Annotated in this window: 21 protein-coding genes and 1 riboswitch; of the genes, 4 read left to right on the top strand and 17 right to left on the bottom strand. The window is 49.2% G+C overall.

The features are described 5' to 3' along the window. Positions 1-2: 2 nt before the first annotated feature. From C7R94_RS06865 to C7R94_RS06850, 4 genes are all read right to left on the bottom strand, one after another. Positions 3-380, bottom strand: a complete 378-nt coding sequence (locus C7R94_RS06865) for a hypothetical protein (RefSeq protein ID WP_233220491.1) — start codon at positions 378-380, stop codon at positions 3-5. Between the two features lie 260 nt (positions 381-640). After that, positions 641-1,978, bottom strand: a complete 1,338-nt coding sequence (locus C7R94_RS06860) for an APC family permease (protein ID WP_106779363.1) — start codon at positions 1,976-1,978, stop codon at positions 641-643. Positions 1,979-2,098: 120 nt separating this feature from the next. Continuing rightward, positions 2,099-3,766 (bottom strand): glutamine--tRNA ligase/YqeY domain fusion protein, encoded by a 1,668-nt coding sequence (locus tag C7R94_RS06855; protein ID WP_106779361.1) that lies wholly within the window; start codon positions 3,764-3,766, stop codon positions 2,099-2,101. 79 nt (positions 3,767-3,845) lie between these two features. Next, on the bottom strand, positions 3,846-4,463 hold the full coding sequence (locus tag C7R94_RS06850; RefSeq protein WP_106779358.1) for an SET domain-containing protein: 618 nt from the start codon (positions 4,461-4,463) through the stop codon (positions 3,846-3,848). A 246-nt stretch (positions 4,464-4,709) separates the two neighbouring features. Continuing rightward, a riboswitch (cyclic di-GMP riboswitch) is annotated at positions 4,710-4,798 on the top strand. A gap of 181 nt (positions 4,799-4,979) precedes the next feature. On the opposite strand from C7R94_RS06850, the gene ggt reads away from it, so the two are divergent. Beyond that, entirely contained in the window at positions 4,980-6,698 is a 1,719-nt protein-coding gene (ggt, locus tag C7R94_RS06845; RefSeq protein ID WP_106779356.1) for a gamma-glutamyltransferase, read from the top strand. Positions 6,699-6,778: 80 nt separating this feature from the next. Continuing rightward, entirely contained in the window at positions 6,779-8,767 is a 1,989-nt protein-coding gene (locus tag C7R94_RS06840; protein WP_047069915.1) for a methyl-accepting chemotaxis protein, read from the top strand. 62 nt (positions 8,768-8,829) lie between these two features. Here the strand turns inward: C7R94_RS06840 and C7R94_RS06835 are convergent, their stop codons facing one another. From C7R94_RS06835 to C7R94_RS06805, 7 genes are read right to left on the bottom strand one after another with little or no spacing between them, the layout of a single operon-like run. Continuing rightward, a complete protein-coding gene (locus C7R94_RS06835; RefSeq protein ID WP_106779353.1) occupies positions 8,830-9,549 on the bottom strand; it encodes a glycerophosphodiester phosphodiesterase in 720 nt (239 codons plus the stop codon). A gap of 29 nt (positions 9,550-9,578) precedes the next feature. Further along, positions 9,579-10,907, bottom strand: a complete 1,329-nt coding sequence (locus C7R94_RS06830; RefSeq protein ID WP_106779351.1) for an ABC transporter substrate-binding protein — start codon at positions 10,905-10,907, stop codon at positions 9,579-9,581. A gap of 32 nt (positions 10,908-10,939) precedes the next feature. Next, positions 10,940-11,767, bottom strand: coding sequence for a carbohydrate ABC transporter permease (locus C7R94_RS06825; RefSeq protein ID WP_007720517.1), 828 nt, complete (start codon positions 11,765-11,767; stop codon positions 10,940-10,942). 27 nt (positions 11,768-11,794) lie between these two features. After that, complete coding sequence (locus C7R94_RS06820) at positions 11,795-12,751, bottom strand: carbohydrate ABC transporter permease (protein WP_106779348.1); 957 nt, start codon at positions 12,749-12,751, stop codon at positions 11,795-11,797. Further along, positions 12,751-13,818, bottom strand: coding sequence for an ABC transporter ATP-binding protein (locus C7R94_RS06815; protein WP_106779346.1), 1,068 nt, complete (start codon positions 13,816-13,818; stop codon positions 12,751-12,753). Before C7R94_RS06815 ends, C7R94_RS06820 begins: the two co-directional genes overlap by 1 nt. Before the next feature lie 6 nt (positions 13,819-13,824). Further along, on the bottom strand, positions 13,825-14,487 hold the full coding sequence (locus tag C7R94_RS06810; RefSeq protein WP_106779344.1) for an HAD family hydrolase: 663 nt from the start codon (positions 14,485-14,487) through the stop codon (positions 13,825-13,827). Next, complete coding sequence (locus tag C7R94_RS06805) at positions 14,465-15,064, bottom strand: glycerol-3-phosphate responsive antiterminator (RefSeq protein WP_047069924.1); 600 nt, start codon at positions 15,062-15,064, stop codon at positions 14,465-14,467. The genes C7R94_RS06810 and C7R94_RS06805 overlap by 23 nt, the downstream gene beginning before the upstream one ends. A gap of 539 nt (positions 15,065-15,603) precedes the next feature. On the opposite strand from C7R94_RS06805, the gene C7R94_RS06800 reads away from it, so the two are divergent. Together C7R94_RS06800 and C7R94_RS06795 are read left to right on the top strand one after the other, a co-directional pair. Continuing rightward, complete coding sequence (locus C7R94_RS06800; RefSeq protein ID WP_106779342.1) at positions 15,604-15,957, top strand: ASCH domain-containing protein; 354 nt, start codon at positions 15,604-15,606, stop codon at positions 15,955-15,957. A gap of 2 nt (positions 15,958-15,959) precedes the next feature. Continuing rightward, positions 15,960-16,403 (top strand): DUF2269 family protein, encoded by a 444-nt coding sequence (locus C7R94_RS06795; protein WP_106779340.1) that lies wholly within the window; start codon positions 15,960-15,962, stop codon positions 16,401-16,403. Positions 16,404-16,463: 60 nt separating this feature from the next. Here C7R94_RS06795 and C7R94_RS06790 read toward each other — a convergent pair whose 3' ends face one another. The 6 genes from C7R94_RS06790 to C7R94_RS06765 all read right to left on the bottom strand — a co-directional run bounded on the left by C7R94_RS06790 (position 16,464) and on the right by C7R94_RS06765 (position 22,501). Beyond that, complete coding sequence (locus C7R94_RS06790) at positions 16,464-17,186, bottom strand: nucleoside phosphorylase (RefSeq protein ID WP_106779338.1); 723 nt, start codon at positions 17,184-17,186, stop codon at positions 16,464-16,466. Between the two features lies 1 nt (position 17,187). After that, entirely contained in the window at positions 17,188-17,853 is a 666-nt protein-coding gene (locus tag C7R94_RS06785) for a sulfite oxidase-like oxidoreductase (RefSeq protein ID WP_106779335.1), read from the bottom strand. A gap of 37 nt (positions 17,854-17,890) precedes the next feature. Beyond that, positions 17,891-18,805 carry an ABC transporter permease gene (locus C7R94_RS06780; RefSeq protein ID WP_106779333.1) on the bottom strand — a complete coding sequence of 305 codons (915 nt, stop codon included), beginning with the start codon at positions 18,803-18,805 and terminating at the stop codon, positions 17,891-17,893. After that, positions 18,792-19,862 carry an ABC transporter permease gene (locus tag C7R94_RS06775; RefSeq protein ID WP_106779331.1) on the bottom strand — a complete coding sequence of 357 codons (1,071 nt, stop codon included), beginning with the start codon at positions 19,860-19,862 and terminating at the stop codon, positions 18,792-18,794. Before C7R94_RS06775 ends, C7R94_RS06780 begins: the two co-directional genes overlap by 14 nt. Then, entirely contained in the window at positions 19,837-21,366 is a 1,530-nt protein-coding gene (locus tag C7R94_RS06770) for an ABC transporter ATP-binding protein (RefSeq protein ID WP_106779329.1), read from the bottom strand. The genes C7R94_RS06775 and C7R94_RS06770 overlap by 26 nt, the downstream gene beginning before the upstream one ends. 106 nt (positions 21,367-21,472) lie before the next feature. Next, complete coding sequence (locus C7R94_RS06765; protein WP_106779326.1) at positions 21,473-22,501, bottom strand: BMP family lipoprotein; 1,029 nt, start codon at positions 22,499-22,501, stop codon at positions 21,473-21,475. Positions 22,502-22,698 lie beyond the last annotated feature (197 nt).

Here is a 22,698-nt window from a genome sequence, read left to right as displayed (position 1 = left end):
CGTTAATGTTTGGAATATTCCTCTAGCCAGTTTACTCTCTCTTTACTTGATCGTCTAGAAGAGGGTGGGTAATACACTTCTTTGTTCTGGCTGTAGTGGTGGGGAGGAAACAGGAGAAAACGCTCAGCTTCTAGGGCCACCCCCTGGGGGATTGACCGCACGACTCCATGCAAAAAGCGAAACCGCGTCCAAAGTGGTCCAATCAGGATGTGTTTCAGAGGTGGACGCTTAAAGGCGTGTTTCGCTTTTTGCATTCCGTCTCGGTCGGTGTCCCTAAGATCTTCGCTTATTTCCCCTGTTTCCTCTGCGAGCTGATTGTTTTCCCCCTGCTTTAATTGGGGTGAATCTGGAGGATAAAGACAAAAAAGAGAGAGAATCATTGTTCTCTCCCTCCTGAATTCACTTTCAAATATTATTTAAATCCCACGTTAGAAGAAGTGCATTTCCAGTCCAAGCGCCTCTGGAGCCCAGCCTAGCTTCGGAATAAATGGCGGGGAATTTAAGCTTCACTTATGAATAACTTCCTCGAAACTTCTACGTTTGAAGCGCTCCCGCCATTTATTCCGGAGCGGACAGTCAATCCCCCTTGCGGGGCGTAGGCCGAAGCGCAGACTGGAAATGCACTTCTTCCCCACTACAGCTACTGCTCCTCAAACCTCACCATTTCCAAGTTGGTTTTCTTGACTTTCACCAAATACAACAAATAGATCAGGCCGACAAAGGTCCAGAGCAAGCCGAGCATCATGGACGTTGCTTCCAGGTTGACCCACAGAAACGCGATGAACGCGGTCCCGATGAGTGGAGACAGCACGAAGCCCCACCAATCCTTGACATGCTTGTTCTTTTGTTTGCGGAAATAGTACGCCATTACGCTGATGTTCACAAAGCTAAAGGCGATCAGGGCACCGAAGTTAATAAAGGAAGTTGCCGTTAATAAATCCAAATACAGAGCGAACAGCATCAACGCTCCGACCAGTAAGACGTTAAATAAAGGCGTTCTCAGCTTTGGATGTACATAACCGAACCAGCTTCGCGGCAAAAATCCATCTCGTCCCATTGCGTACAACAAGCGGGTTACGCTCGTGACAGATACGAGCCCGGATGCCAGTGTCGAAGACAACGCTGCCGCCAAAAACACCATTTGAAAGATCGTCCCACCGATAAACAAAGCAATCTCCGCAGAGGCAGCTTCTGGATCAGACAATACCGAAACATCAGGAAATAATGATTGCATGAAATAAGATGCCGTAATAAACAACGCTCCTCCTGCGAGTGCTACGAGCATAATCCCGCGGGGAATCGTCTTTTTCGCATCGACGGTTTCCTCCGTTAGCGTGGTTACTGCATCAAAGCCAAGGAAGGAAAAGCAAAGAATCGACGCACCGGAAAGCAGTGCAATGACAGACATATCCGGTGACAGAAATGGACGCAGATTGAATACTTGACCAAGTCCGTCACCTTGCATTAGACCACGGATTGCCAATCCCGCAAACAACACGACGACCACGACTTGAAACAGCACCAAAATCGAGTTGACGGATGCAGTCACCGTCACCCGAAATACGTTTAACCCCGTCACCAAAACAATGAAGCCAATAATCCACCACGCTGTCGACACATCAGGAAACACAGATGATAGGTAAACCCCAGTCAACAAAGCGTTAATCATCGGTAAAAACAAATAATCCAGCAATGACGCCCAGCCTACCAAAAATCCTGCAAAGGGATGGATCGTTTGTTGTGTATACGTGTACGCGGTCCCTGCTGTAGGGAATAGCCGTACCATCTTTCCGTAGCTTGCCGCCGTAAACAGGATCGCAAGAAGTGTGACTGCATAAGCAGCAGGAACGTGCCCCCCCGTTTCTCCAGAAACAATGCCAAAGGTGTCAAAAACGGCCATCGGGGCCATGTAGCCCAGTCCAATTACGACAATATGCCGCAACTTCAAACTACGTGTTAGTTCTGCTCTCCCGTTCACTGCCTGTCCCCCTTTATGTAACAGAATAATTATACACGCTGATTTATAATGACGAAAGATAAAAGCGCCGCTGCACACGGGTTCTCCATGCACAGCAGCGCTTGATTTATATGGTATTTCTTATGCTTTTGGCAGTTCAAAGGAACTCTTCAACGATACAATCCGGTTGAATACGAGCTTATCCTCTGTCGTATGCTTCGGATCGACATTGAAATAGCCATGACGGAAAAATTGATACTTGTCTTGTGGCTTGGTTTCTTTCATATTTGGCTCCACATAGCCTTGCAGCACTTCCAACGAATTCGGGTTAACGTTGTCGAGGAACGTGCCCTCTGCGTCTTCATCATCCATAATCAATGGCTCATACAAACGGAATTCAGCAGGAATGGCATTGGTCGCATCCACCCAGTGAATTGTACCTTTTACCTTACGACCTGTAAAACCGCTGCCGCTCTTCGTCTCAGGATCATACGTGCAATGGATCTCGATCACGTTGCCGTCTGCATCCTTCACAACGTCATTGCATTTAATGAAGTACGCGTGCTTCAGACGCACTTCATTTCCCGGGAACAGGCGGAAGTACTTGCTCGGCGGGTTTTCCATGAAGTCGTCCTGCTCAATGTAGATTTCGCGGGAGAACGGAATTTGACGATTGCCCATCTCTGGGTTCTCTGGATTAATCTCCGCTTCGAGCATCTCGACTTGTCCTTCCGGATAGTTCGTGATGACGACCTTCAACGGATTCAAAACAGCCATCGTACGTGGTGCCTTTAGCTTCAGGTCTTCACGGATGAAATACTCCAGCATTTTCTCGTCAACGGTGCTGTTCGCGCGCGCTACCCCTACCTCACGAGCGAATGTACGAATCGCTTCCGGTGTATAGCCGCGACGACGGAAGCCTGCGATGGTTGGCATGCGCGGGTCATCCCAGCCGTCTACTACATTCTCATCGACAAGCTGTTTCAGCTTCCGTTTACTCATAACGGTGTTCGTCAGGTTCAAGCGAGCAAATTCGTACTGGTGCGGTACCTTCTCCATTTCGCACTCGCGTACTACCCAGTCGTACAACGGGCGATGATCTTCGAATTCCAGTGAGCACAAGGAGTGTGTCACGCCCTCAATAGCATCCTCCAACGGATGAGCGAAGTCGTACATCGGATAAATACACCATTTGTCGCCCGTGTTGTGATGCGTTGCATGGGAGATCCGATAGAGAACCGGATCACGCATGTTGAAGTTCTGAGAAGCCATGTCGATTTTCGCACGCAGCACCTTTTCCCCGTCCTTGAATTCACCTTGGCGCATACGTGCAAACAGGTCCAGGTTTTCCTCCACAGACCGATTGCGGAACGGACTATCTGTGCCTGGCTCTGTCCACGTTCCACGCATTTTACGCATTTCTTCTGGAGACAGATCGTCTACGTAAGCCAGACCTTTTTTAATCAAAAGCACCGCACGGTTGTACATCTCTTCAAAGTAATCAGATGCAAAAAACAACCCGTCCCATTCGAAGCCAAGCCATTGAACGTCCCTTTTGATGGCCTCTACGTATTCGATGTCTTCCTTCACCGGGTTGGTATCGTCAAAACGCAGGTTGGCCTTGCCAGAGAATTCTCGAGCCAGCTCAAAATTGAGGCAGATCGCTTTTGCATGTCCAATATGAAGATACCCGTTCGGTTCTGGGGGAAAGCGGGTAATGATTTCCTTTACTTTGCCCTCTTGCAAGTCATCAATCATGATATTGCGGATAAAATTGGATGCCGCTACCTTGTTTTCCAATGAAATCAACCTTTCACTTCACCTTTACATTCCATAATACTGATTCTCTACCCAGAGTTCAACAAAATCGGGTCGTTGACCGACCCGCTCACGTCTCCCATTGCTGCCTCGTTTGCCATTGTGACCTGCAATACAGGTGAATGACAGAATCAATGGCTAAGCGCTGCTCCGTGATCCCACGAATCGTTTCGAGATGCTTCGGGGAAATCAGATGCAGCAAAGGCTGTTCAACATGATTGAAGCGTTGGAATGCTTCCGCTGCAATACGATCCCACCGCGGGTAATACCGAAGCAAGTCATCGGGCATTACGCGGGATCGGTCCGTGTCGGACTCGGGCAAACAATCGAAAGGTTCATCCAAATTTAACGTTCCATAATCATCTGTCAGCTCTTCTCCCGGAAAAATATCCCGTGCAGCCAATTCCATATCATACATGGTCGGCACACAATTCGCATGAAAGCTGTGGTTCACGTACCTTGCCTTATCCCAACAAAGAATGTACCTTCCGAGCTGGTTCTTAAACGAATATTTTTGTACGTCCTGTTTTCGTAATGAGTCAAGTCTTTCCACAAACGCAGGGTCCAATACCTGGTCCAAATCATCCTGTGCCCATACAATCGTTCCTTTTGGGATAAACCTTGTCGCAAACACACCGTACCCGATCTCATCGTTGATATAGCGCAATTCTGTATCGGGATGCATCATGGTCTTTGTTTCACTCCTTGGCGAATGTGCCTTTTTATCATCATAAGCAGTTTTGCCCCAGGAGGTGTGTGAATGTCTGCGAAAAACAACCATCCCCATGCTATTCCTGGCTATTTTTCCGGATTAAAAATTTTTTCTTATTTACCACAAATGGTAAATAGTCTATATTATTGGCAAACGGAGTTTTAGGAACATTTTCCCACAACGATAGAATCAGTATTGTGTCATTTTATGCTTCACCCATTGATATCGAAACGGCATACCCGGGGAAATCCGGCGACGCAAAGCTACAGGGGCTACCTCCGCAACAGCGGACACGCTTGCCAGCTACCGAAGTATTGATGTAGGACGAGACCAATGATCCTATATCATTGGTCTTTTTTTGCGCTCACAATGTCTATTTTTGTCTACTTTTGTATGTTTGTGTATTTTTAACTTTTAAAGGAGGTGAGGCAACAGCGGATAGCCGGTTTAATGAATCATTATATTATTCATCATGAAGGAGGTTTCATAGGAATGTCATTCTGGAAGAAACTCTCGACCGTCGCGCTGACTGCTGTCATCGGGGTATCAACATTCTCTGGAGCACAAGCTGCTAACCGTCCAACATCGATGTCACCGAACGCAATGGTGACGACTCCTCACTATCTGGCTACGGCTGCGGCCCTGAAGACTTTGGAAGACGGTGGAAATGCAGTAGATGCTGCTATTACAGCCGCTTCCACCTTAGCTGTTGTCTATCCCCATTACACAACCATTGGCGGAGATAACTTCTGGCTCATCTACAATGCCAAAACAAAAGAGCTGAAGGCGCTGAACGGCAGTGGTCGCGCAGGCGAAAAGGCAACCATCGACTATTACAAAGGCAAGGGCTACGAAAAAATCCCGTCCCGCGGTTATGAATCAGCAAACACTGTCCCTGGTGTGGTCTCCGGCTGGTGGGAGGCGTACAACTACGCACACAAAAAAATGGGAAACAGCAAGCTTCAATGGAGCAGACTGCTGGAGCCTGCCATTGGATACGCCGAGAACGGATATCCAGTCTCTCCCAACCAAGTATATTGGACGAAATACGCGACAGATCCAACTGACAATGACTTGAAGAATCTTCAACGTTTTGATGGATTCCGTAAAACATTCCTGAAGCCCAACGGCGATCCTTATGCAGCAGGGGAAATTCTCAAACAAAAGGACCTTGCCAATACTTTGCGAATCATTGCAAAAAAAGGCGCTGACGGTTTTTATAAAGGAGAAGTTGCTAAAAAAATCGTAGCAGACATGCAAGCCAACGGCGGATTGCTCACGTTGAAAGATTTTGAGAAGCACACCTCCACTTGGGCAGATCCAATTACGGTAGACTACCGAGGATACAAAGCGTATAACGTTCCACCGAACTCTCAAGGCATGGCATCACTCTCTATTCTTAATGTTTTGAATAACTTTGACCTCAAGAGCATGGGTGAAGGAACACCCGATTACTATCACACGATTGTAGAAGCAACCAAACAAGCTTTTGCTGACCGCGACAAATGGCTAACTGACCCTGCCTTTGTGGATATCCCTGTGGATGAGCTGTTGTCCAAGCAGCACGGGAAAGATTTAGCTGCGCGCATTGATATGAAGCAAGCCGCCAAATCTGTAGAACCACTTGATCCAAAAGGCGATACAACCTGGTTCGGGATCGTCGACAAAGATGGAAATGCCGTGTCCATCATTCAAAGTCACTATTTTGACTGGGGTTCCGGCATCGTAGCGAAAGATACAGGCGTCCTTTTGCAAAACCGCGGAAGCTATTTCTCTTTGGATCCCAAACACATCAATCATTTGGAACCAGGAAAACGTACCTTCCACACAATTAACCCGGCTATGCTCTTTAAAGGGGACAAGCCTTATCTTCTCTACGGAACACAAGGGGGAGAAGGACAGCCGCAAACGCAAGCCGCTCTCGTCACGCGTATCGTCGACTTTGGTTTCAGCGTGCAAGACGCAATCGAAGCGCCAAGATGGCTGCATGGACGCAACTGGGGATCTGCTTCCAACAATCTCAAGGTGGAAAGCCGCATCCCTCAAGAAGTCCTGGACGAGTTAATAAAACGTGGGCATCCAGTCGAAAAGCTGGAAGCAGCCTATACCGACGCGATGGGACAGTCCGGCGCAATCCTGATTGACCCGCAAACCAATGTAAAATTTGGCGGTGCTGACCCTCGCGGTGAAGGCGCAGCAATGGGATACTAATATTTTGTCAGACTGCTGAGTAAATCTCAGCAGTCTACCTGTTTCTATTTTGCAATCACGGATTAGGAGTGGAAAAACCTATGTTTTTGTTCAACAAGCTTAGGAACAAAATGATCCTTTGGTTTCTCGTCGTGGCTGTCATTCCACTTACTGCCGTTTCTTTGTTTATCACGAACAGCTTTTCATCCATTCTGATTGATAAACAAAAATCATCCTATGTTGACCTTACTTCCAGTACAGCCATAGCTATGGATCAATATCTGGACCGGCGTATGACAGAAATTCAGATTTTAGCCCGCACCTCGGATATTCAATCCGATGATGCAGCGGCAAAAAACGAATTTATCCGCAAGTTTACCGAGGAAATGAAACTGTATGACGGAAATACGTTTATCGCAAGCGATGGAAAAGTAACGGCTGATACGTTCCCGAAAAGCGTTGGAATCAATCTTGGCGAGCGCCAATTCTTCAAAGACGGTATGCAGGACAAGCCCAGCTTCTCCGATGTTCTTGTTGCGAAGACAACCGGCAATCGCTCTATCATCGTCGCTTCCCCTGTAAAAACGAAAAACAATGAGAAGCTCGGTGTCTTGACCGGGCTCGTCAATGTAGATGACTTCACAGCAACATTTCTCAAGGATTTGAAAGTTGGAAACGATGGTTATCCGATTCTCGTTGATAACAAGGATCAAATTCAGTACCATCCTACCCAGGATCTGATCGGAAAGCCGCTTGAGGAATCCGCTCTGCCGCAACCATTGATGGAAATCCTGAAATCAGGAAAAACGGAAAAGGGCTCATACAGCTACTCGGACAATGGCAAGGAATACGTTGTCACCTATTCCCCCATTCCCAAGACCAACTTTGGTTTGTATCTGCATATCCCTGTCGAATCCATAACGTCTGCGGTTTCATCCGTTACCACCATGGTTAGGATCATTGTCATCGTTGTTGTTGCTGTCGTGACCGCAATCGCATACGCTGTTTCCCGACAAATCTCACGCCCTATTGCGGCAGTTGCCTCTGTGGCTAACCGCATTTCCGAGGGTGAACTGACTGTACAGCCCTTGCAAATTCGAACCAAGGATGAGGTTGGACAGCTATCCCAATCAGTAAACACAATGGTGCTCAACCTGCGAACGATTATTCAACAAGTTAATGATACAGCTTCAGACCTCGCTTCTTCAGCAGAGGAATTGTCAGTCAACGCCGACCATACGAGCAAGGCTACCGAGCAAATCGCCATAACGATTCAGGAAGTAGCTTACGGTGCGGAAAAGCAAGTGAAGAGTGTAGAGGAAAGTGTCACCGCAATTCAAGGTGTATCGACAGGAGCTCAACAGGTTGCCACAAATGCACAGCAAGCTGCCGAATCAGCTTTGGGCGCTTCCCAAATTGCAGTGGAAGGCAATCAAGCCCTTCAGGTCGTTATCAGCCAGATGCAATCGATCGAGAACACTGTCGGCAACATTGCCGATATCGTCAAACGATTAGGAAACAGCTCGCAGGAAATCGGACAAATCGTACAAGTCATCACCGCCATTGCTGAACAAACAAATCTGTTAGCGCTTAACGCAGCGATTGAAGCGGCGAGAGCTGGTGAACAGGGGCGCGGATTCGCCGTTGTAGCAGACGAAGTGCGCAAATTGGCTGAGCAGTCCGCGCAATCCGCGCAACAGATCAAACTGTTGATTACGACGATTCAGCTCGAATCAAACCAGGCTGTCCTTTCGATGGAACAGGGCACCAAAGAGGTCGCCACTGGACTTACTGTCGTTAACAATGCAGGCAAGTCCTTCGAACAGATCCAAGATGCTGTCACGCAAGTAGCAAGCCAAATTCAAGAAGTAAAGGCTTATTCTGAGCAAATGTCTTTTGGCACCAAACAGGTAGTAGAATTGGTCAGTGTCATTGAAGAAGTAGCGGAGAATTCTGCTGACGGAACACAAAGCGTGTCGGCCGCCACAGAAGAACAGCTGGCAGCTATGGAAGAAGTCAGTTCATCAGCTACTTCTTTGGCAAGAATAGCCGAAGAACTGCAATCTCATGTAAGCAAATTCAAGATATAGTCCAAACAGCAAAAAAGGAAAGCCGCCTTGCATGTTGCCCGGCGGCTCTTTCCTGTTTGCGCTTATACAAACTCCCACATCCGGTCAGGATGGTTGGTGCAAATTTGAACCTGAGGATGCCACGAAATGACTTCGCGGATATGCTTCGGATCATCTAGCGTCCATGCAATGACTTTGAAGCCTTTTTCAATCGCGGCTACTGTTAGCTCACGATTCAGAAACGGATATCCCATGGAGAGGATCGTAGCACCCGCTGCCTCCATCTGTTCCAGCATGAGTACAGGGCGACCATATACAATCAGGCCTGTCTGCACTTCTTGATCGAGCGTGCGAACGTGACGGATCAAATCATGGTCAAATGAAGTCAGGTACACCTCTTGCTTCATTCCATGCTTTTCTACAAGCGCGAGCACCTTTTCTGCGATACCAGGATACATGTCACTTGTTGCTTTCAGCTCAATATTTAGCGTGCAGCGACCTTTTACTGCGATCAACACTTCCTCCAGTGTAGGGATGCGCTCGCCCACAAACTTGTCGTCAAACCAGCTCCCTGCATCCAGCTCACGCAGCTCTGCCAAAGTATGGTCCATGACCAGACCGCGGCCATTGGTCGTGCGTTCCAGCGTAAAGTCATGAATCAGCACCGGAACACCGTCACGGGTCAGTTGAACATCAATTTCCATTGCTTTGATAGCTGGCTCTGCCAAAGCCAGTCGAATCGCTGTCATTGTATTCTCCGGGGCTTTGCCTGACCACCCGCGATGTGCCATACAAATGTTCATTTCGCCAGCTCCTCTATCATTTCTTTCTATTATTTTTTCAAAAGCTTGCTGCCTTTTTCCGTTGCCGCCTGCATCGCTTCATCTACTGTCGCTTGGCCAAGCATCGCACGCTGCAGTTCTTTTTGAATCACATCCTGCAATTCCTTGTAGCCTGGAGCCATTGGACGAGGATAGCCGTATTGCAGCTGATCTACCGCAACCTTGAAGTTTGGTTCTTTTTCATAGAATGCCTTCATTTCAGCAGAATCGATAGCTTCTGTCGTGACAGGCATATAACCGGAAGCGATGGACCACGGAACCGTTTGCTCGGTATCGGTCATCCACTTCATGAATTCCCACGCCGCTTTTTTCTCTGCATCGGTCGACTTCGCCAGCATCACGAGATTCGCGCCGCCTGTTGGCGTACCAAACGTTTTATTGGCTGGCAGGAAGGCTGCACCCATGTCAAATTTGGCATTTTTCTTCAATTCCGTCAAGGAGCCTGTCGAGGTGAAAATCATGCCCACTTTTTGATTCAGGAAGTCTTGCTCCGCTACATCCCACGCATTGTAGTTCTCTCCTGGAGGGTTTTTCATGATACCTTCCCTCACCATTTTGGACCAGAGCTCAAGCGGTGCTTTTCCCGCTTCGTTGTTGATCGTCAGCTCCTTGCCGTTCTCGCTCAGGATGTTGCCCCCACCTTGGAAAACAAGCGCTTCGTAGAACCAGATATCAACAGGCGTCGAGAAGCCGTACCGGGTAATTTTGTCTCCCTCTTTTTTGCTCAGCTTTTGCGAGAAGCTAACGAGCTCATCCCATGTTTTCGGACCGTTTGAATCAAGTCCTGCTTCTTTTAACATATCACGGTTGATGTACAGCAGTGGAGTGGAGCGGTTAAATGGCACTGCGTACAGTTTGTCATTCCAATAAGAGTTTTTCATGAGACCTGGAATGTACTTCTTTTCATCCCCTTGCGAGTAGGGAGTCAGATCTTCCAAAACCTTTGCATCCGCAAATGCTGCGATCGAAGCGATCTCGACCATCGTGACATCTGGATTGTTGCCCGCTGCTACAGATGCCAGTACTTTGGAGTGGTTCTCTTGATACGCACCTTGGTAGGCTGGTTTTACGACAATATCTTTATGTGTTTCATTGAATTTTTTGACCATATCCTCAATTGTTTTCCCACGAACGCCACCCAACGCATACCAGAAATCAATTTCGACAGGGCCGCTGGATGCTGTAGACGCTGCTGGCTGAGAAGTGCTGCCAGTACTAGCAGACTGTTCTTTTCCAGATGATCCGCACCCAGCCAACACTCCTGACAAACCGATAGTCAATGCACATAGAATCGTTCCAGTCTTTTTCATGGAAAACATGGTTTGATTTCCTCCCTAAGAGCTATCTTTTATTATTTGGATTGATAGATGAACGCTTTGATAATATGCCGTTGTGCCACGAAGAAAATCACGAGAATCGGTAGAATGAGGATCATGTTGCCCGCCATCATGACGTTCCACAAGGTTCCGCCGTCGGACATGTGCAAGCTCGATATTCCGATCGGCAAGGTGCGCACCTCGTCACTATTGGTCATAATCAGCGGCCAGAAATAGTCGTTCCAGTGATAAATAAAGCTAAACAGTCCAAAAGTGACTAGCACTGGCTTTGCCATCGGCACCATGATCGTCCACATGATCTTCCATTCGGACGCGTTATCCAGACGTGCTGCCTCGATCACTTCATCGGGCACCTGCATGAATGCTTGTCTGAGCAGGAAGATTCCGAAAGCACTGGCTGCGTACGGCAGGATGAGCGACCACAGCGTGTTGACGAGTCCCCAACCGCTCAGTTGCACGTAGATCGGCAAAAAGATGACTTGTCCAGGAATCATCAAGACAATCAAGACAAGACCAAACAACAGATTGCGACCGGGAAACTTGTAGCGCGCAAAAGCGTAAGCCGCAGGCACCGCCGTCAAAAATTGCAGGATCAAAATCCCTACCGCAACCAGAATGCTGTTCCACGTATACATAAGGAACGGACCTGATTCCCAGGCTTGGGCGAAGTTGCTCCACTCCCACGTCTCAGGCAAAAGCGTAGGGGGAAATTGCCGGACCTCTGGCATCGTTTTGAAAGCCGTCGATGCCATCCACAGAAACGGGAACACAAACAGGAAAGCCACGATCAAAAGACCAATCCATTCTACGGTCTTGCGTGAAGCCAAAACCACTCGATACATGCTGCTCCTCCTTTCACGACGAGTTCATCAACGATAATGCACGCGCTTGGACATCACCAGGAAATGTACAGCTGTTAAAATCCCTACCAGTATCAGCAAAATGACAGAGGCAGCCGAAGCAATCCCGCCATTGTAGAAGTCCATGCCCTGCTCGTAAATGTAGTAGACAAGCATGTTCGTACTATTGATTGGACCGCCCTGCGTCATAATGGCAATCGTGTCGAACGCTTGAAAGGATGAGATCGTATTGATAATCAGCAAAAAGAAAATCGTCGGCGACAGCATCGGTATCGTAATCTGTCTCAGCGTCCGCCACCACGGCGATTGATCGAGAGCTGCTGCCTCGTATATATCGCCTGGGATACTTTGCAATCCTGCGATGAAAATGAGCGTGTTATAGCCGACACCTTTCCAAATGCTGACAATAATCAGTGACAGCAGGGAGCTTTTCGGGTCAGTCAGCCACGTATACGCAGGCAGTCCGACCGCTTCCAGTCCTGCGTTCAACAGGCCAAACTGCGGGTCCATCAGCCACATCCACAGCATCGAGACAGATACCAGCGAAATGATGTGAGGACTGAAAACAGTCGCCTGAATAATGCCGTACACCTTTGCCTTTTTGTTCAGCCATAGGGCGAGCAGGAAAGATAGCGTCAAGCCGATCCCCACTGTCGCAATGGTAAAGACCGCGGTATTTCCCAATACTTGATGAAAATCTCCGTCCTTCATCAAGTCCTGATAGTTTTGCAAGCCTACCCATTCCATTTGCTCCAAATTGATCAATGACCAGTCCTGAAAGCTCAAATAAATGATCGAGCCAATCGGGTAAAAGAAGAACAGGACGAAGCAAATCAATGCGGGTGCCAGATACAAGTACGGACGCAGCCGGGATGCGAGGTCAGACCATGCAAATGCCTGTGAACGCACTTCTGTTTTCGACTGGCTTACACCCGGCAACTCCTGTACAGTTGCCGCTTTTCGCATCAGCTATCCCCTCCTGCGCGTGTCGATACAGGCACTCGTCCACTCATGCGACCCACTCGTTTTCCGCTCCCTTTTTCGAACACATACATGTACTCCCACGGCACAGTGACCGTGACCGAGGAGCCGACCTGCATCGCGACCTCCGAGTCCGCTTTGACGATGACCCTGCCTTTTTCCGTCTCCACGTGAAGGAGCGTGTCCGAGCCTAGAATTTCCCTGGATACGACCTGACCTCGTGCGTTCCACATCTCCTCGCTCGTGATGGCAGAGACAGCAGCAGGCAACAACACTGCTTTTTCCGGGCGGAATCCCCATACGTGCTCTCTCTTGTCCTCCGCAGAAACAATGTTCATCGGCGGGGAACCGATAAATTGGGCAACAAACAGATTTTCCGGCTCCTGATACAAATCCATCGGGGTCGCTACTTGCATAATGTGTCCGTCATTCATGACGACGATCTGATCGCCCATGGTCATCGCCTCGACCTGATCATGCGTCACGTAGATGAAGGTGCTGCCGAGCTGCTTATGTAGGCTCGTCAATTCCACACGCATCTGATTTCGCAGCTTCGCATCGAGATTGGAGAGCGGTTCGTCCATCAGGAAGACCTTTGGCTTTTTCACCATGGCCCGCGCGAGTGCAACACGTTGCCTTTGACCACCGGAGAGCTGAGAAGGCTTGCGCTTGAGGTAATCGGATAGTCCGACGATTTCCGCGATCTCCTCTACCAGCACCTGACATTCCTTTTTCGACGTTCCGCGGTTTCTCAAGCCATAGGCGATATTGTCGTACACGTTCATTGTTGGGTATAGGGCGTAATTCTGAAAAACCATCGCAATATCACGCTTGCCAGGTGGCAATTGGTTCACCGTTTGATCACCGATTATGATTTTGCCGTCCGTCACTGTTTCCAAGCCAGCGATCATCCTGAGTGTGGTTGATTTCCCACAGCCGGACGGACCTACCAGAACCGTAAAGGAGCCGTCTGGAATGACCAAATCCAATCCTTTGACCACGCTTTGATTCTGAAAGGCTTTCGTTACCTGCTCCAATACCACACGTGCCATCTGTTTTTATTTCCCTCCTTGTGCCTTTGCGGCCAGCATCTCCGTAACAAATGTTTCGAAATCGGCGTAGCGGTAATCCGGAGAAGCGTAGGGCCATTTCTCTTGTCCGTACCACTCCAGCACGACAGATTGCACACCCGCTCCTACCGCAGCCAGTACATCATAGCGACTGTCGCCGATCATCATGGCTTGCTCGGGATTTTTGCCTAGCGCTCCCAGCGCTTTTTGTACAGGCTCAGCCGACGGCTTGCCTCGTGATACATCATCGACCGTGACGATTGCCTCAAACAGATGCTCAATCCCTGCCATCTCCAGACCAGCCAATGTAAATTCCCGTTGCTTGTTCGTGACAATCGCCATCGTAAAGCCCGCCGCCTTCAGCTTTTCCAACCCTTCGCGAACAAACGGAAACAGCTTGACATGTTCTTCATGATGCTCCCGTACATACGCGAAGTATCTCGTCAGCACTTCCTTTTTGTCAGGGACGCCTGCTGCTGTAGCAACTGCCGCTAAAAAGTCATCAAACGATTCTCCAAAACGCGCAAGAAGCTCCTCCCTGCTAAAATGTCCCGGTGCGTACTGCTCAGCCGTAAAAGCAACGGCATCCACGACCGCATCCCGACTGTCCAGCAAGGTCCCGTCCAAATCAAATAACAACGCTTGAATCAAGGTTCTTACACTCCTTCCACAGCAGGGGACTTCCGACTGAAACAGCTGTCGCTCCATGCTTTAATACTTCCTCCATCTGTTCTTGCTTGCGAATCAGCCCGCCAGAAATGATCGGGGTATCGATCACATTACGAAATTCTTCGATAAACTCCGGCAGCAAACCAGGCATCAGCTCAACAGCGTCAGGCTGTGTATCTTGCAGAGAAGTTAGGCCTGATTTAATCGAATCGCTATCTACCAAAAACAAGCGCTGAATCGTCAGCAGGCCTTGCTTTTTCGCCAGCTTGACCAGTGTGTTGCGCGTAGTGACGATCCCGTCTGGCTTGACGTAGTGCCCCAAAAATGCAATGCCTTCCCGGTCATGACTGATTCCGCCAATCCGCTCCAAATGAAGAAATACAGGGATATTTTTCGACTTAAAATAATCTACGTAGCCTTTAATCACACCAATGTTGCCAATCGAGAGTACCGCAGCACTCAAATTTGCCTCTGCCGCTTTTTCCAGGTGCTTCGCTTCTTTTACGGAAGCGATTAGCTTGTACTGTGCCAGTCTTGCACGAAACTGTTCCCGGTTCATCGCTTACGCCTCCTTATGCCCAAGACAAAAAACCCTGCGACATGACAATGCCAAAGAACTCTCTATGAAAGTGCTTGGAAAGGCTGTCGGGGGTTTCTCCATGGCTCCAACCGAAGGGATGTGTTCACTTGTCACTTTGAATGGTACTGTACGAGCGTTAAGGAAGCTTAAAGGGAATGTTAATTATCGGAAAAGATGTGGTTTACAATCAGTAGATGAAGAAGCTGTAGTGGAGGAGTGGAAAGGGTCGTTTTCTCTAAATCCGGCAAGGTACTTATCAACCGCTAACACATCATAGAAAAAGGAGATGGCTTGCTTTCTGAATATGGCTATTTTCAACGTTTCAAATCTTTCGTGATCCGGTTCCCAGTTAGCCCCTGTACGTTAGTTTAACGGCCCCAGTCTAAAATTTTGTTATCTCTGTACAATCGTGACCGTTAAAGACTGACCCACCCGTCCAACTATACAGTCGTGTGCTTGTGCATTCATGGCTCGACTTATGATAAAGTGGTTTTGAAGAAAAAAGGAGGATGGCATGTATGCAAAATCAAATGGGTTCTGACGCTTTGCCGCCAAAAACCTGTACAATTGATCGTTTAATTACCGTGAAGCCGGATATCGAGAAAGTATTGTCGGGACAAAAAACCGCGACCCGGCGCAATGGACGCTACGCAGATGTTGGTGAAATCATGACCCTCGAAGGCCACGAATTTGTAATAGACAAGGTTTATTCACAGTCGCTCGGGGAATTGACCGATGAAAATGCCAAGCAAGAGGGATATTCAAATGTAGAGGAATATAAGCAATCCATTCTATCATCTCATCCTGGGATGCCTTGGCTGCCGCAAATGCGAGTGTGGGTCCATGAATTTAGCCCGGGCAAGAAAAAATAACGGTGGGCATTTTATTATATAAGGCGATTCTTTATCTACATATTCTCAGTGCCATGATGTCCATTGGACCGTTTTTCGTTCTGCTACCCATGATGAAAAGATTGCGAGAGGCTGACCTCACCAAACAACAAGCCTATCTGGATACTTTCAGGTCTACCACACGTTTGGCGAAGCATGCCGGTCATGTTTTGGTCATATCCGGGGTATTGCTAGTCATGGGTGGGAATTGGTCATGGAAGTCGTCTTGGATCGTGATGACCGTATTGATCCTGGTAAGCTCCTTGTATTTCCTGGCACGCGCATTTTCGCCGAAGATACGGAAGTTTAATGAAACTGACCAGGACAAGGATAAATTGGTGCAGTCGCTTACTCGTTCGATCTGGATCTATTTGTTTCTTTTGCTGACCATGTTATGGTTCATGGTTGTGAAGCCTGAGGTATGGTAGAGATGATAAAAATAAAACACCCAGAACTACAATCAGTTCCGGGTGTTCCTATAAATGAATTTACGAAACCGCAATAACCGCACCCAGTGCGATCAACGCTTCTGCTTCAATGGCTTTTGCCATCACATCGGTGTGCGGGTTATACGATTCGAGTAGGTCTGCATCTGCATACCCGTCGATCGCCAAAATCGAGCCTGCCTTTATTCCGCGAAGCGCCGCAATCACGAACAGGGCGGTGTTTTCCATTTCGACTGCCAAAACGCCAGCTTTTTGGTACAGCTTGTGAGGGAACTCCAACACCCCACTGTAAAAGACATCGAGTGTCAGTGTGATTCCTTCGACTACCTTCAAGTCTGATGCGTTTGCTCCCGCTGCTTGTACGAGCGCATCTACGACATGACGATTGGCAACAGCCGGGAAGCCCGCTGGAACCAACTGACTGGTCAAGCCGTCTTGGCGAACCGCTGCGGAGCTGATGACGAGGCTGCCTGTCTCGATTTCCTTTTGATATGACCCGGCAGTTCCTACACGAATGATGACCTGAACGCCGCCCTTCGCCAGCTCCTCGAAGCATACAGCTGCTCCCGGTGCGCCTACCCCATGGCTCACTACCGCTACCTCTACGCCTTTCCATGTACCCGCATAGCTGTGATACTCGCGGTTTTCCCCGATTTGACGCTGATCGTCGAGCTTCGATGCAATCAAGGCGGCGCGTTTTGGATCACCGCACACAATGACGCGCTTTGGGAGTTGTTCTGGATCTACCTTTAGATTCGTCAACATCTCAATCGAACTCCTTTTTCTCCCACTCATCTTCTGGGATCGGCAGCGCTTCACCGGAGAACCGCTCTTCGCGGAACGGGTCTGCGATCAAGTGAAAACCATTTTGCTCCCAGAAGCCGGGCCTGTTTTCTGTCATAAATTCAATTCCTCTGATCCACTTCACGCTTTTCCAAAAATACAGATGAGGAACGACCAGGCGAAGCGGCCAGCCGTGCTTGTCCGTCAGTCGCTCTCCATCAAAGGAGTGAGCCAACAGCACATCATCACGCTCCAGATCAGCAAGCGGCACATTGGCGGTATAGTCATGATCACCGTGCAGCATGACGAAGTTCGCCTGCGGAGTCACGCCAATCGCCTGTAAAAAATCACGAAAGCGCACGCCCGTAAACACATTGTCAAAACGGGACCAGCGCGTCACGCAGTGAATGTCGCTCGTCACTGTCACCTGCGGCATCGCCATGATCTCTTTATAGGAGAGCGTCACTTCCTGGTCTACCTCACCGAAAACGCGCAGTGTCCATTCGTTCATGTCATACACTGGCACGTCTCCCTCATGCAGAATGGGAAAACGCTCTGTCAGGATTTGTCCTGGCGGAAGTCGTTTGGCGAGTCCCGGTCCCACTGGGGCGGGTACTTTCATTCTTTTGATCCGATCTGCCTTGTTCATATCGCATTTCCCCCTGTCTACGCTGTATGGCCTGTGTTTAACGGGTGCTCTGCTGATTGTCGCTACCGATCTGACTCTTATTCTTCAAAAAGAACATCGCCGCAATCGTCAGCACGTATGGCAGCATGGCCGTAAATTGAGTCGGAAGCGAAAAGCCCTGCAAACGAATACTAAGCGCATCCATCAACCCGAACAAAAGGCTCGAAGCCAAAATACCGAGTGGATGCGACTGCCCCATCATCATCGCTACCAATGCGATAAAGCCCCGGCCAGCCGTCATGCCTTCTGTAAACATCGTGACTTGCCCCAGGGAAAGCTGTGCCCCTGCAATCCCGCACAATGCGCCACTCATCACAATCGCCAGCACCTGAAGCCCGGTCACCTTCAGACCGAGACTGCGCGCCGCAACGGGATTCAGACCAACTGCGAGGACGCGGAAGCCCGTAACCGTCCGATAAAAGAACACATACAACAAAATCGCAACCAAAAACGCAACGTACACGAGCGGCGAATGACCAGAGACAATGCCTCCGATCACCGGAATATCGTGAATGAAAGGAATCTCGACGGTGGGCAAGCCAGCCATATCCTTATCATAAAACGCCCCTTTGACACCGAAGATCGCCCGCAGTGCAAATGTCGTCAACCCCAGCGCGAGAAAGTTAATCGCCACACCAACGACGATTTCATTCGCCCTAAGCTTGATCGTCATGTACGCGAATAAGAGCGAAAAGACAATGCTGACCAGCGCTGCAATCAAAACGGCCAAAAAGAGATTCCCGGTAAAATGATTGCCGACAATCGCGGAAAAGGCACCGACCAGTACCAATCCCTCCAAGCCAACATTAAAAATTCCGACACGTGCGCAGAGCGCTCCACCTAAAGCTGCCAGCAAGATCGGCGTGACCATCCGAATGGTAGAACTGAGAAGGGACCAATCAAAGAGCTCCATGCGATTCCCCTCCTTTTGCCTTCCGCTTTTTCCACCAGTCGTAGCTGAGCTTGGCGGAGATGAACAATATCAATACGGCTTGTATAACACTTGCCAGCTCCAGCGGCACATCCGTATTGCGTTCTACACCCATGGCACCTGTCTGAAAAGCAGCAAGCAGGATCGAGGTCACAATGATGCCAAGTGGGTGCGAGTTCGCAAGCAGAGCTGCCATCAGGCCCGTCCAGGCGAAGCCCGGTACAGTCAGCGCCCCGTCCACAAAACGATAGTGCGCCCCCATTACCTCGACGGTTCCCGCCAAGCCAGCCAGTCCACCACTGGCAAACATCCCGGTCAGCATCACCCTAATGCGGTTAATTCCTCCGTATTGAGCAAACAGCGAGTTTTGGCCCAGCATCTTCACTTCATAGCCAAAAGGCGTAAAGCGAAGTACCCAGAACAACAGCAGCGCTGCAACGATCGCAAACAAAAAACCTGCATGGACACTCATCCCGGCAAACAGCTTTGGAAGCCACGCACTTTTCTCCAGCATGACAGTCTGTGCCAGTGCCGCAGAACCCGAGCGATCCCGGAATGGCTCTGTCACGAGATAGCTCGCAAACAATACCGCGATGTAGTTGAAGAGCAACGTAGAGATGAGCAACGGAATGCGAAAGCGTGCTTCCATAAAGCCTGGCAACAACGCCCAGAACCCGCCAACCGCCATTCCTGCGAAAATGCCCGCCACAATTTTGATCATTCCCGGTGCTGGCAAATAGATCGCGACTAACGCAGCACTGACGGCACCCAGCACCATTTGCCCTTCCGCCCCCAGGTTGAATACCCCTGCCCGAAATGCGAGGGAAAGCCCCAAGGCAATCAGCATGATAGGTGTGGCTCTCGCTAATGTAGATGTAAAGAAATAAAAACTGCCAAAGGCCCCTTTCCACATTTCCTGATAGGTGCCCAAAATCGATTCGCCAACTGCAGCAATGACCAGCGCCCCGGTCAACAAACCGATGACGACAGCCAAGAACGGCTGAACCAATGACTTAGATAGCTCTTTGATTGCTGCCATGAATGCTTCCTCCCGCCATGATCACGCTGATTTTTTCTTCGGTTGCCTCCAGGCGTGATAGCTCTCCAGCGATTCGCCCTTTATACATGACCAAAATCCTGTCAGACAAGGCGAGAATTTCGGACAACTCGGACGAGACAAGCAAGATCCCGTCTCCCTGATTGCGCTTTTCGATCAGCGCCTGATGGATGTACTCCATGGCACCGATATCCACCCCTCGCGTAGGCTCAGCCGCAATCAAAAACGGGGTTTCATGTCCCAGCTCCCTTGCGACGATCAGCTTTTGCAAATTTCCACCTGACAGATTCCCTGCCAGCTCCTGCAATTGTCGGGAGCCTGTCTTGATGGCAAACTGCTCCACCCAGCCTTTTACGACTTGGCGGAATTTCTCCCGTAAAACGACGCCGCGGCGGTTGTAGGCAGGCTTTCGCTGATAGCCCATCAACGCATTTTCCTCGACGCTTGAGAGTTTGGCCGCTCCCCACAGGTAGCGATCCTCCGGAATATGCGCCAAGCCAGCATCCCGAATGGTGGCTACTGATTTGTTCGTCACGTCCTTGCCGCCCAACCGCACCGTACCCTCCTGTGCAATTCGTAAACCGCTGATGGCTTGCAGCAGCTCAGATTGTCCATTCCCAGACACACCTGCGATTCCTACGATTTCCCCGTGGTGCACGGTAAAGCTGACTTGATCGAGCAGTGTCTGCTTTTCTCGAATGGTGAGATTCTCCACCTGCAACAAGGGAGCTTTATCCAGAGGAACTCGCTCAGCTAGCTCCTGCAATTCACGTCCAACCATCAATCTGGCTAAATCGTCCGCATTTGTCTCATTCCGCGAAACCGTTCCCGTCACTTTGCCCCCGCGCAATACCGTAATACGATCGGCTACCTCCATGACTTCCTGCAACTTATGTGTAATCAAAATGACGCTCTTGCCGCTCTCTGCCAGGTTTCGAATCGTTTGCAGCAGGTCGCGTACCTCCAGCGGGGTAAGGACAGCGGTCGGCTCGTCCAACACGATAATATCCGCTCCCTGGTACAGGACCTTCAGAATTTCGACCCGTTGCTGTTCCCCAATCGAGCAATTCGCTACCTTGGCCTGCGGATGAATCGGAATGCGATACTGCTCACTCAACGCCCGTACCTTGTCCTCCGCGTCCTTTCTTTTGAAAAAACCCGCTTGCTTCGGCTCGTATCCGATCACGATATTTTCAGTCACACTGAATTCACCGAAGAGCATAAAATGCTGATGAACCATCCCGATTCCATTTCGAATTGCATCCTCTGGTCCGCGAAAAACAACTGGCTTGCCATTTAACACGATCTCTCCCGACGTCGGCTGCTCCATCCCGTACAGCATCCGCATCAGTGTCGTTTTGCCCGCTCCATTTTCCCCGACAATCGCATGGACTTCTCCTGCTGCCAGTGAGAACGACACCTTGTCGTTGGCGGTAAAATCTCCGTACTTCTTGGTCATGCCCCTCATTTCCAAGCGATCGGTCATTCCCACTCCCTCATTTCTGTACGTCCTTTTATGAAAATGGAAGACCGACTACACAGCCGTAGTCGGTCACATCCATCACTGTGCACAAGCTTTTTGACGTGCGTGTTTAGAATTTATCTGGTACTTGGCGAGTTCCCGCTACAATCTCATCGCTGATCGCTTTCACTTTATCGACAACTTCTTGTCCAATAAAAGCGTTCAGTGGCGTTTTGCTTTCGTGCGTGACATAAGTTACGCCAACACCTTTTTCCTTCAAGCCGTACGCTACAACACCTGGTTTGAACGTTCCTTCTACAAAGGTCTTCACGGTTTCATAAGCTGCCGCATCAGTCCCTTTCAATTGGGACAGAACAATATGCTCTGGATCAATCGTCGTACGGTCAACATCCTGACCTGCTGTGAAGAAGCCTTTTTCCTTCGCCGCTTCGAAAACGCCGAGGTCGCCTACTGCTGCTGCACCGTTAATGAAGTCGGCGCCTTTGGAAGCTTGGAGCAAAGCCAACTCCTTCGCTTTTGCCGGGTCAGTGAAGCTTCCCACATAGTTGACCATCAGTTCTGCTTTTGGATTTGTCGCTTTCAAGCCCTCTTCGAAGCCAACTGTCCATTTTTTCAACTGCGGAATATCAAGAGCGACAACCATACCTACTTTGTTCGTTTTCGTTGCCAAACCTGCTGCAGCTCCCACCAGGTAAGCCGCTTCCTGCTCGCGGAAGGTAACACTGCGTACGTTTGGCAAATCCACTACGGTATCAATAATCGCAAAATTACGGTCAGGATTTTCGGTAGCTACTTTTTTCAATGCATCCTCTGATGTAAAGGAAGAAGTGATGATCAAATCATAATTTTCTGCAACAGCCACACGCAGATTTTCCTCAATCGCTCCGTGATCGGTAGATTCGATCGTTTTCACGTCTGCACCCAGCTCTTGTGCAGCTTTCTTCGCACCCTCATCCATTTGTTGGAAGAACGGATTCACACCGATTTTCTCAGGCAAAATCAAGGCAATTCGTTTTTTTGCCGCGCCCTCTTGTCCTGCTGCTTGTCCTCCTGGCTGATCTGCAGGTGCGCTTGTGCCAGTCGAACACCCTGTTGCCAATACTGCGAATGTCGTTAATGCCAGCAATAATTTCTTCATGATGTATCTCTCCCTATCCGAACTTTACGTTTTTCTTTATCCTATTAGGTAATGTACGGCTTTTTACCTATATTTTCAATACTATTTACGAATATTCTCTTATAAAATTATTTTATCGTTCGTCTATTACCTCCTCCCCTTTTACAAATACAACAAAAAAACTCTCCCCGGAGGAAGAGTTTGCGTACGAAGCCGTT

The organism is Brevibacillus sp. NRRL NRS-603, from assembly GCF_003013445.1.
Classification (GTDB): Bacteria; Bacillota; Bacilli; order Brevibacillales; family Brevibacillaceae; genus Brevibacillus; species Brevibacillus formosus.
Note: the sequence above shows the minus strand (reverse complement) of the source record. Positions and strands in the feature narration are given on the sequence as shown.

Excerpts from the sequence above, each read along its gene's own strand:
- C7R94_RS06865 (WP_233220491.1), bottom strand. The coding sequence starts at position 380 with ATGATTCTCTCTCTTTTTTGTCTTTATCCTCCAGATTCACCCCAATTA.
- C7R94_RS06850 (WP_106779358.1), bottom strand. The coding sequence starts at position 4,463 with ATGATGCATCCCGATACAGAATTGCGCTATATCAACGATGAGATCGGG.
- ggt (WP_106779356.1), top strand. The coding sequence starts at position 4,980 with ATGTCATTCTGGAAGAAACTCTCGACCGTCGCGCTGACTGCTGTCATC.
- C7R94_RS06840 (WP_047069915.1), top strand. The coding sequence starts at position 6,779 with ATGTTTTTGTTCAACAAGCTTAGGAACAAAATGATCCTTTGGTTTCTC.
- C7R94_RS06835 (WP_106779353.1), bottom strand. The coding sequence starts at position 9,549 with ATGAACATTTGTATGGCACATCGCGGGTGGTCAGGCAAAGCCCCGGAG.
- C7R94_RS06830 (WP_106779351.1), bottom strand. The coding sequence starts at position 10,907 with ATGTTTTCCATGAAAAAGACTGGAACGATTCTATGTGCATTGACTATC.
- C7R94_RS06825 (WP_007720517.1), bottom strand. The coding sequence starts at position 11,767 with ATGTATCGAGTGGTTTTGGCTTCACGCAAGACCGTAGAATGGATTGGT.
- C7R94_RS06820 (WP_106779348.1), bottom strand. The coding sequence starts at position 12,751 with ATGCGAAAAGCGGCAACTGTACAGGAGTTGCCGGGTGTAAGCCAGTCG.
- C7R94_RS06815 (WP_106779346.1), bottom strand. The coding sequence starts at position 13,818 with ATGGCACGTGTGGTATTGGAGCAGGTAACGAAAGCCTTTCAGAATCAA.
- C7R94_RS06805 (WP_047069924.1), bottom strand. The coding sequence starts at position 15,064 with ATGAACCGGGAACAGTTTCGTGCAAGACTGGCACAGTACAAGCTAATC.
- C7R94_RS06800 (WP_106779342.1), top strand. The coding sequence starts at position 15,604 with ATGCAAAATCAAATGGGTTCTGACGCTTTGCCGCCAAAAACCTGTACA.
- C7R94_RS06790 (WP_106779338.1), bottom strand. The coding sequence starts at position 17,186 with ATGTTGACGAATCTAAAGGTAGATCCAGAACAACTCCCAAAGCGCGTC.
- C7R94_RS06785 (WP_106779335.1), bottom strand. The coding sequence starts at position 17,853 with ATGAACAAGGCAGATCGGATCAAAAGAATGAAAGTACCCGCCCCAGTG.
- C7R94_RS06780 (WP_106779333.1), bottom strand. The coding sequence starts at position 18,805 with ATGGAGCTCTTTGATTGGTCCCTTCTCAGTTCTACCATTCGGATGGTC.
- C7R94_RS06775 (WP_106779331.1), bottom strand. The coding sequence starts at position 19,862 with ATGGCAGCAATCAAAGAGCTATCTAAGTCATTGGTTCAGCCGTTCTTG.
- C7R94_RS06770 (WP_106779329.1), bottom strand. The coding sequence starts at position 21,366 with ATGACCGATCGCTTGGAAATGAGGGGCATGACCAAGAAGTACGGAGAT.
- C7R94_RS06765 (WP_106779326.1), bottom strand. The coding sequence starts at position 22,501 with ATGAAGAAATTATTGCTGGCATTAACGACATTCGCAGTATTGGCAACA.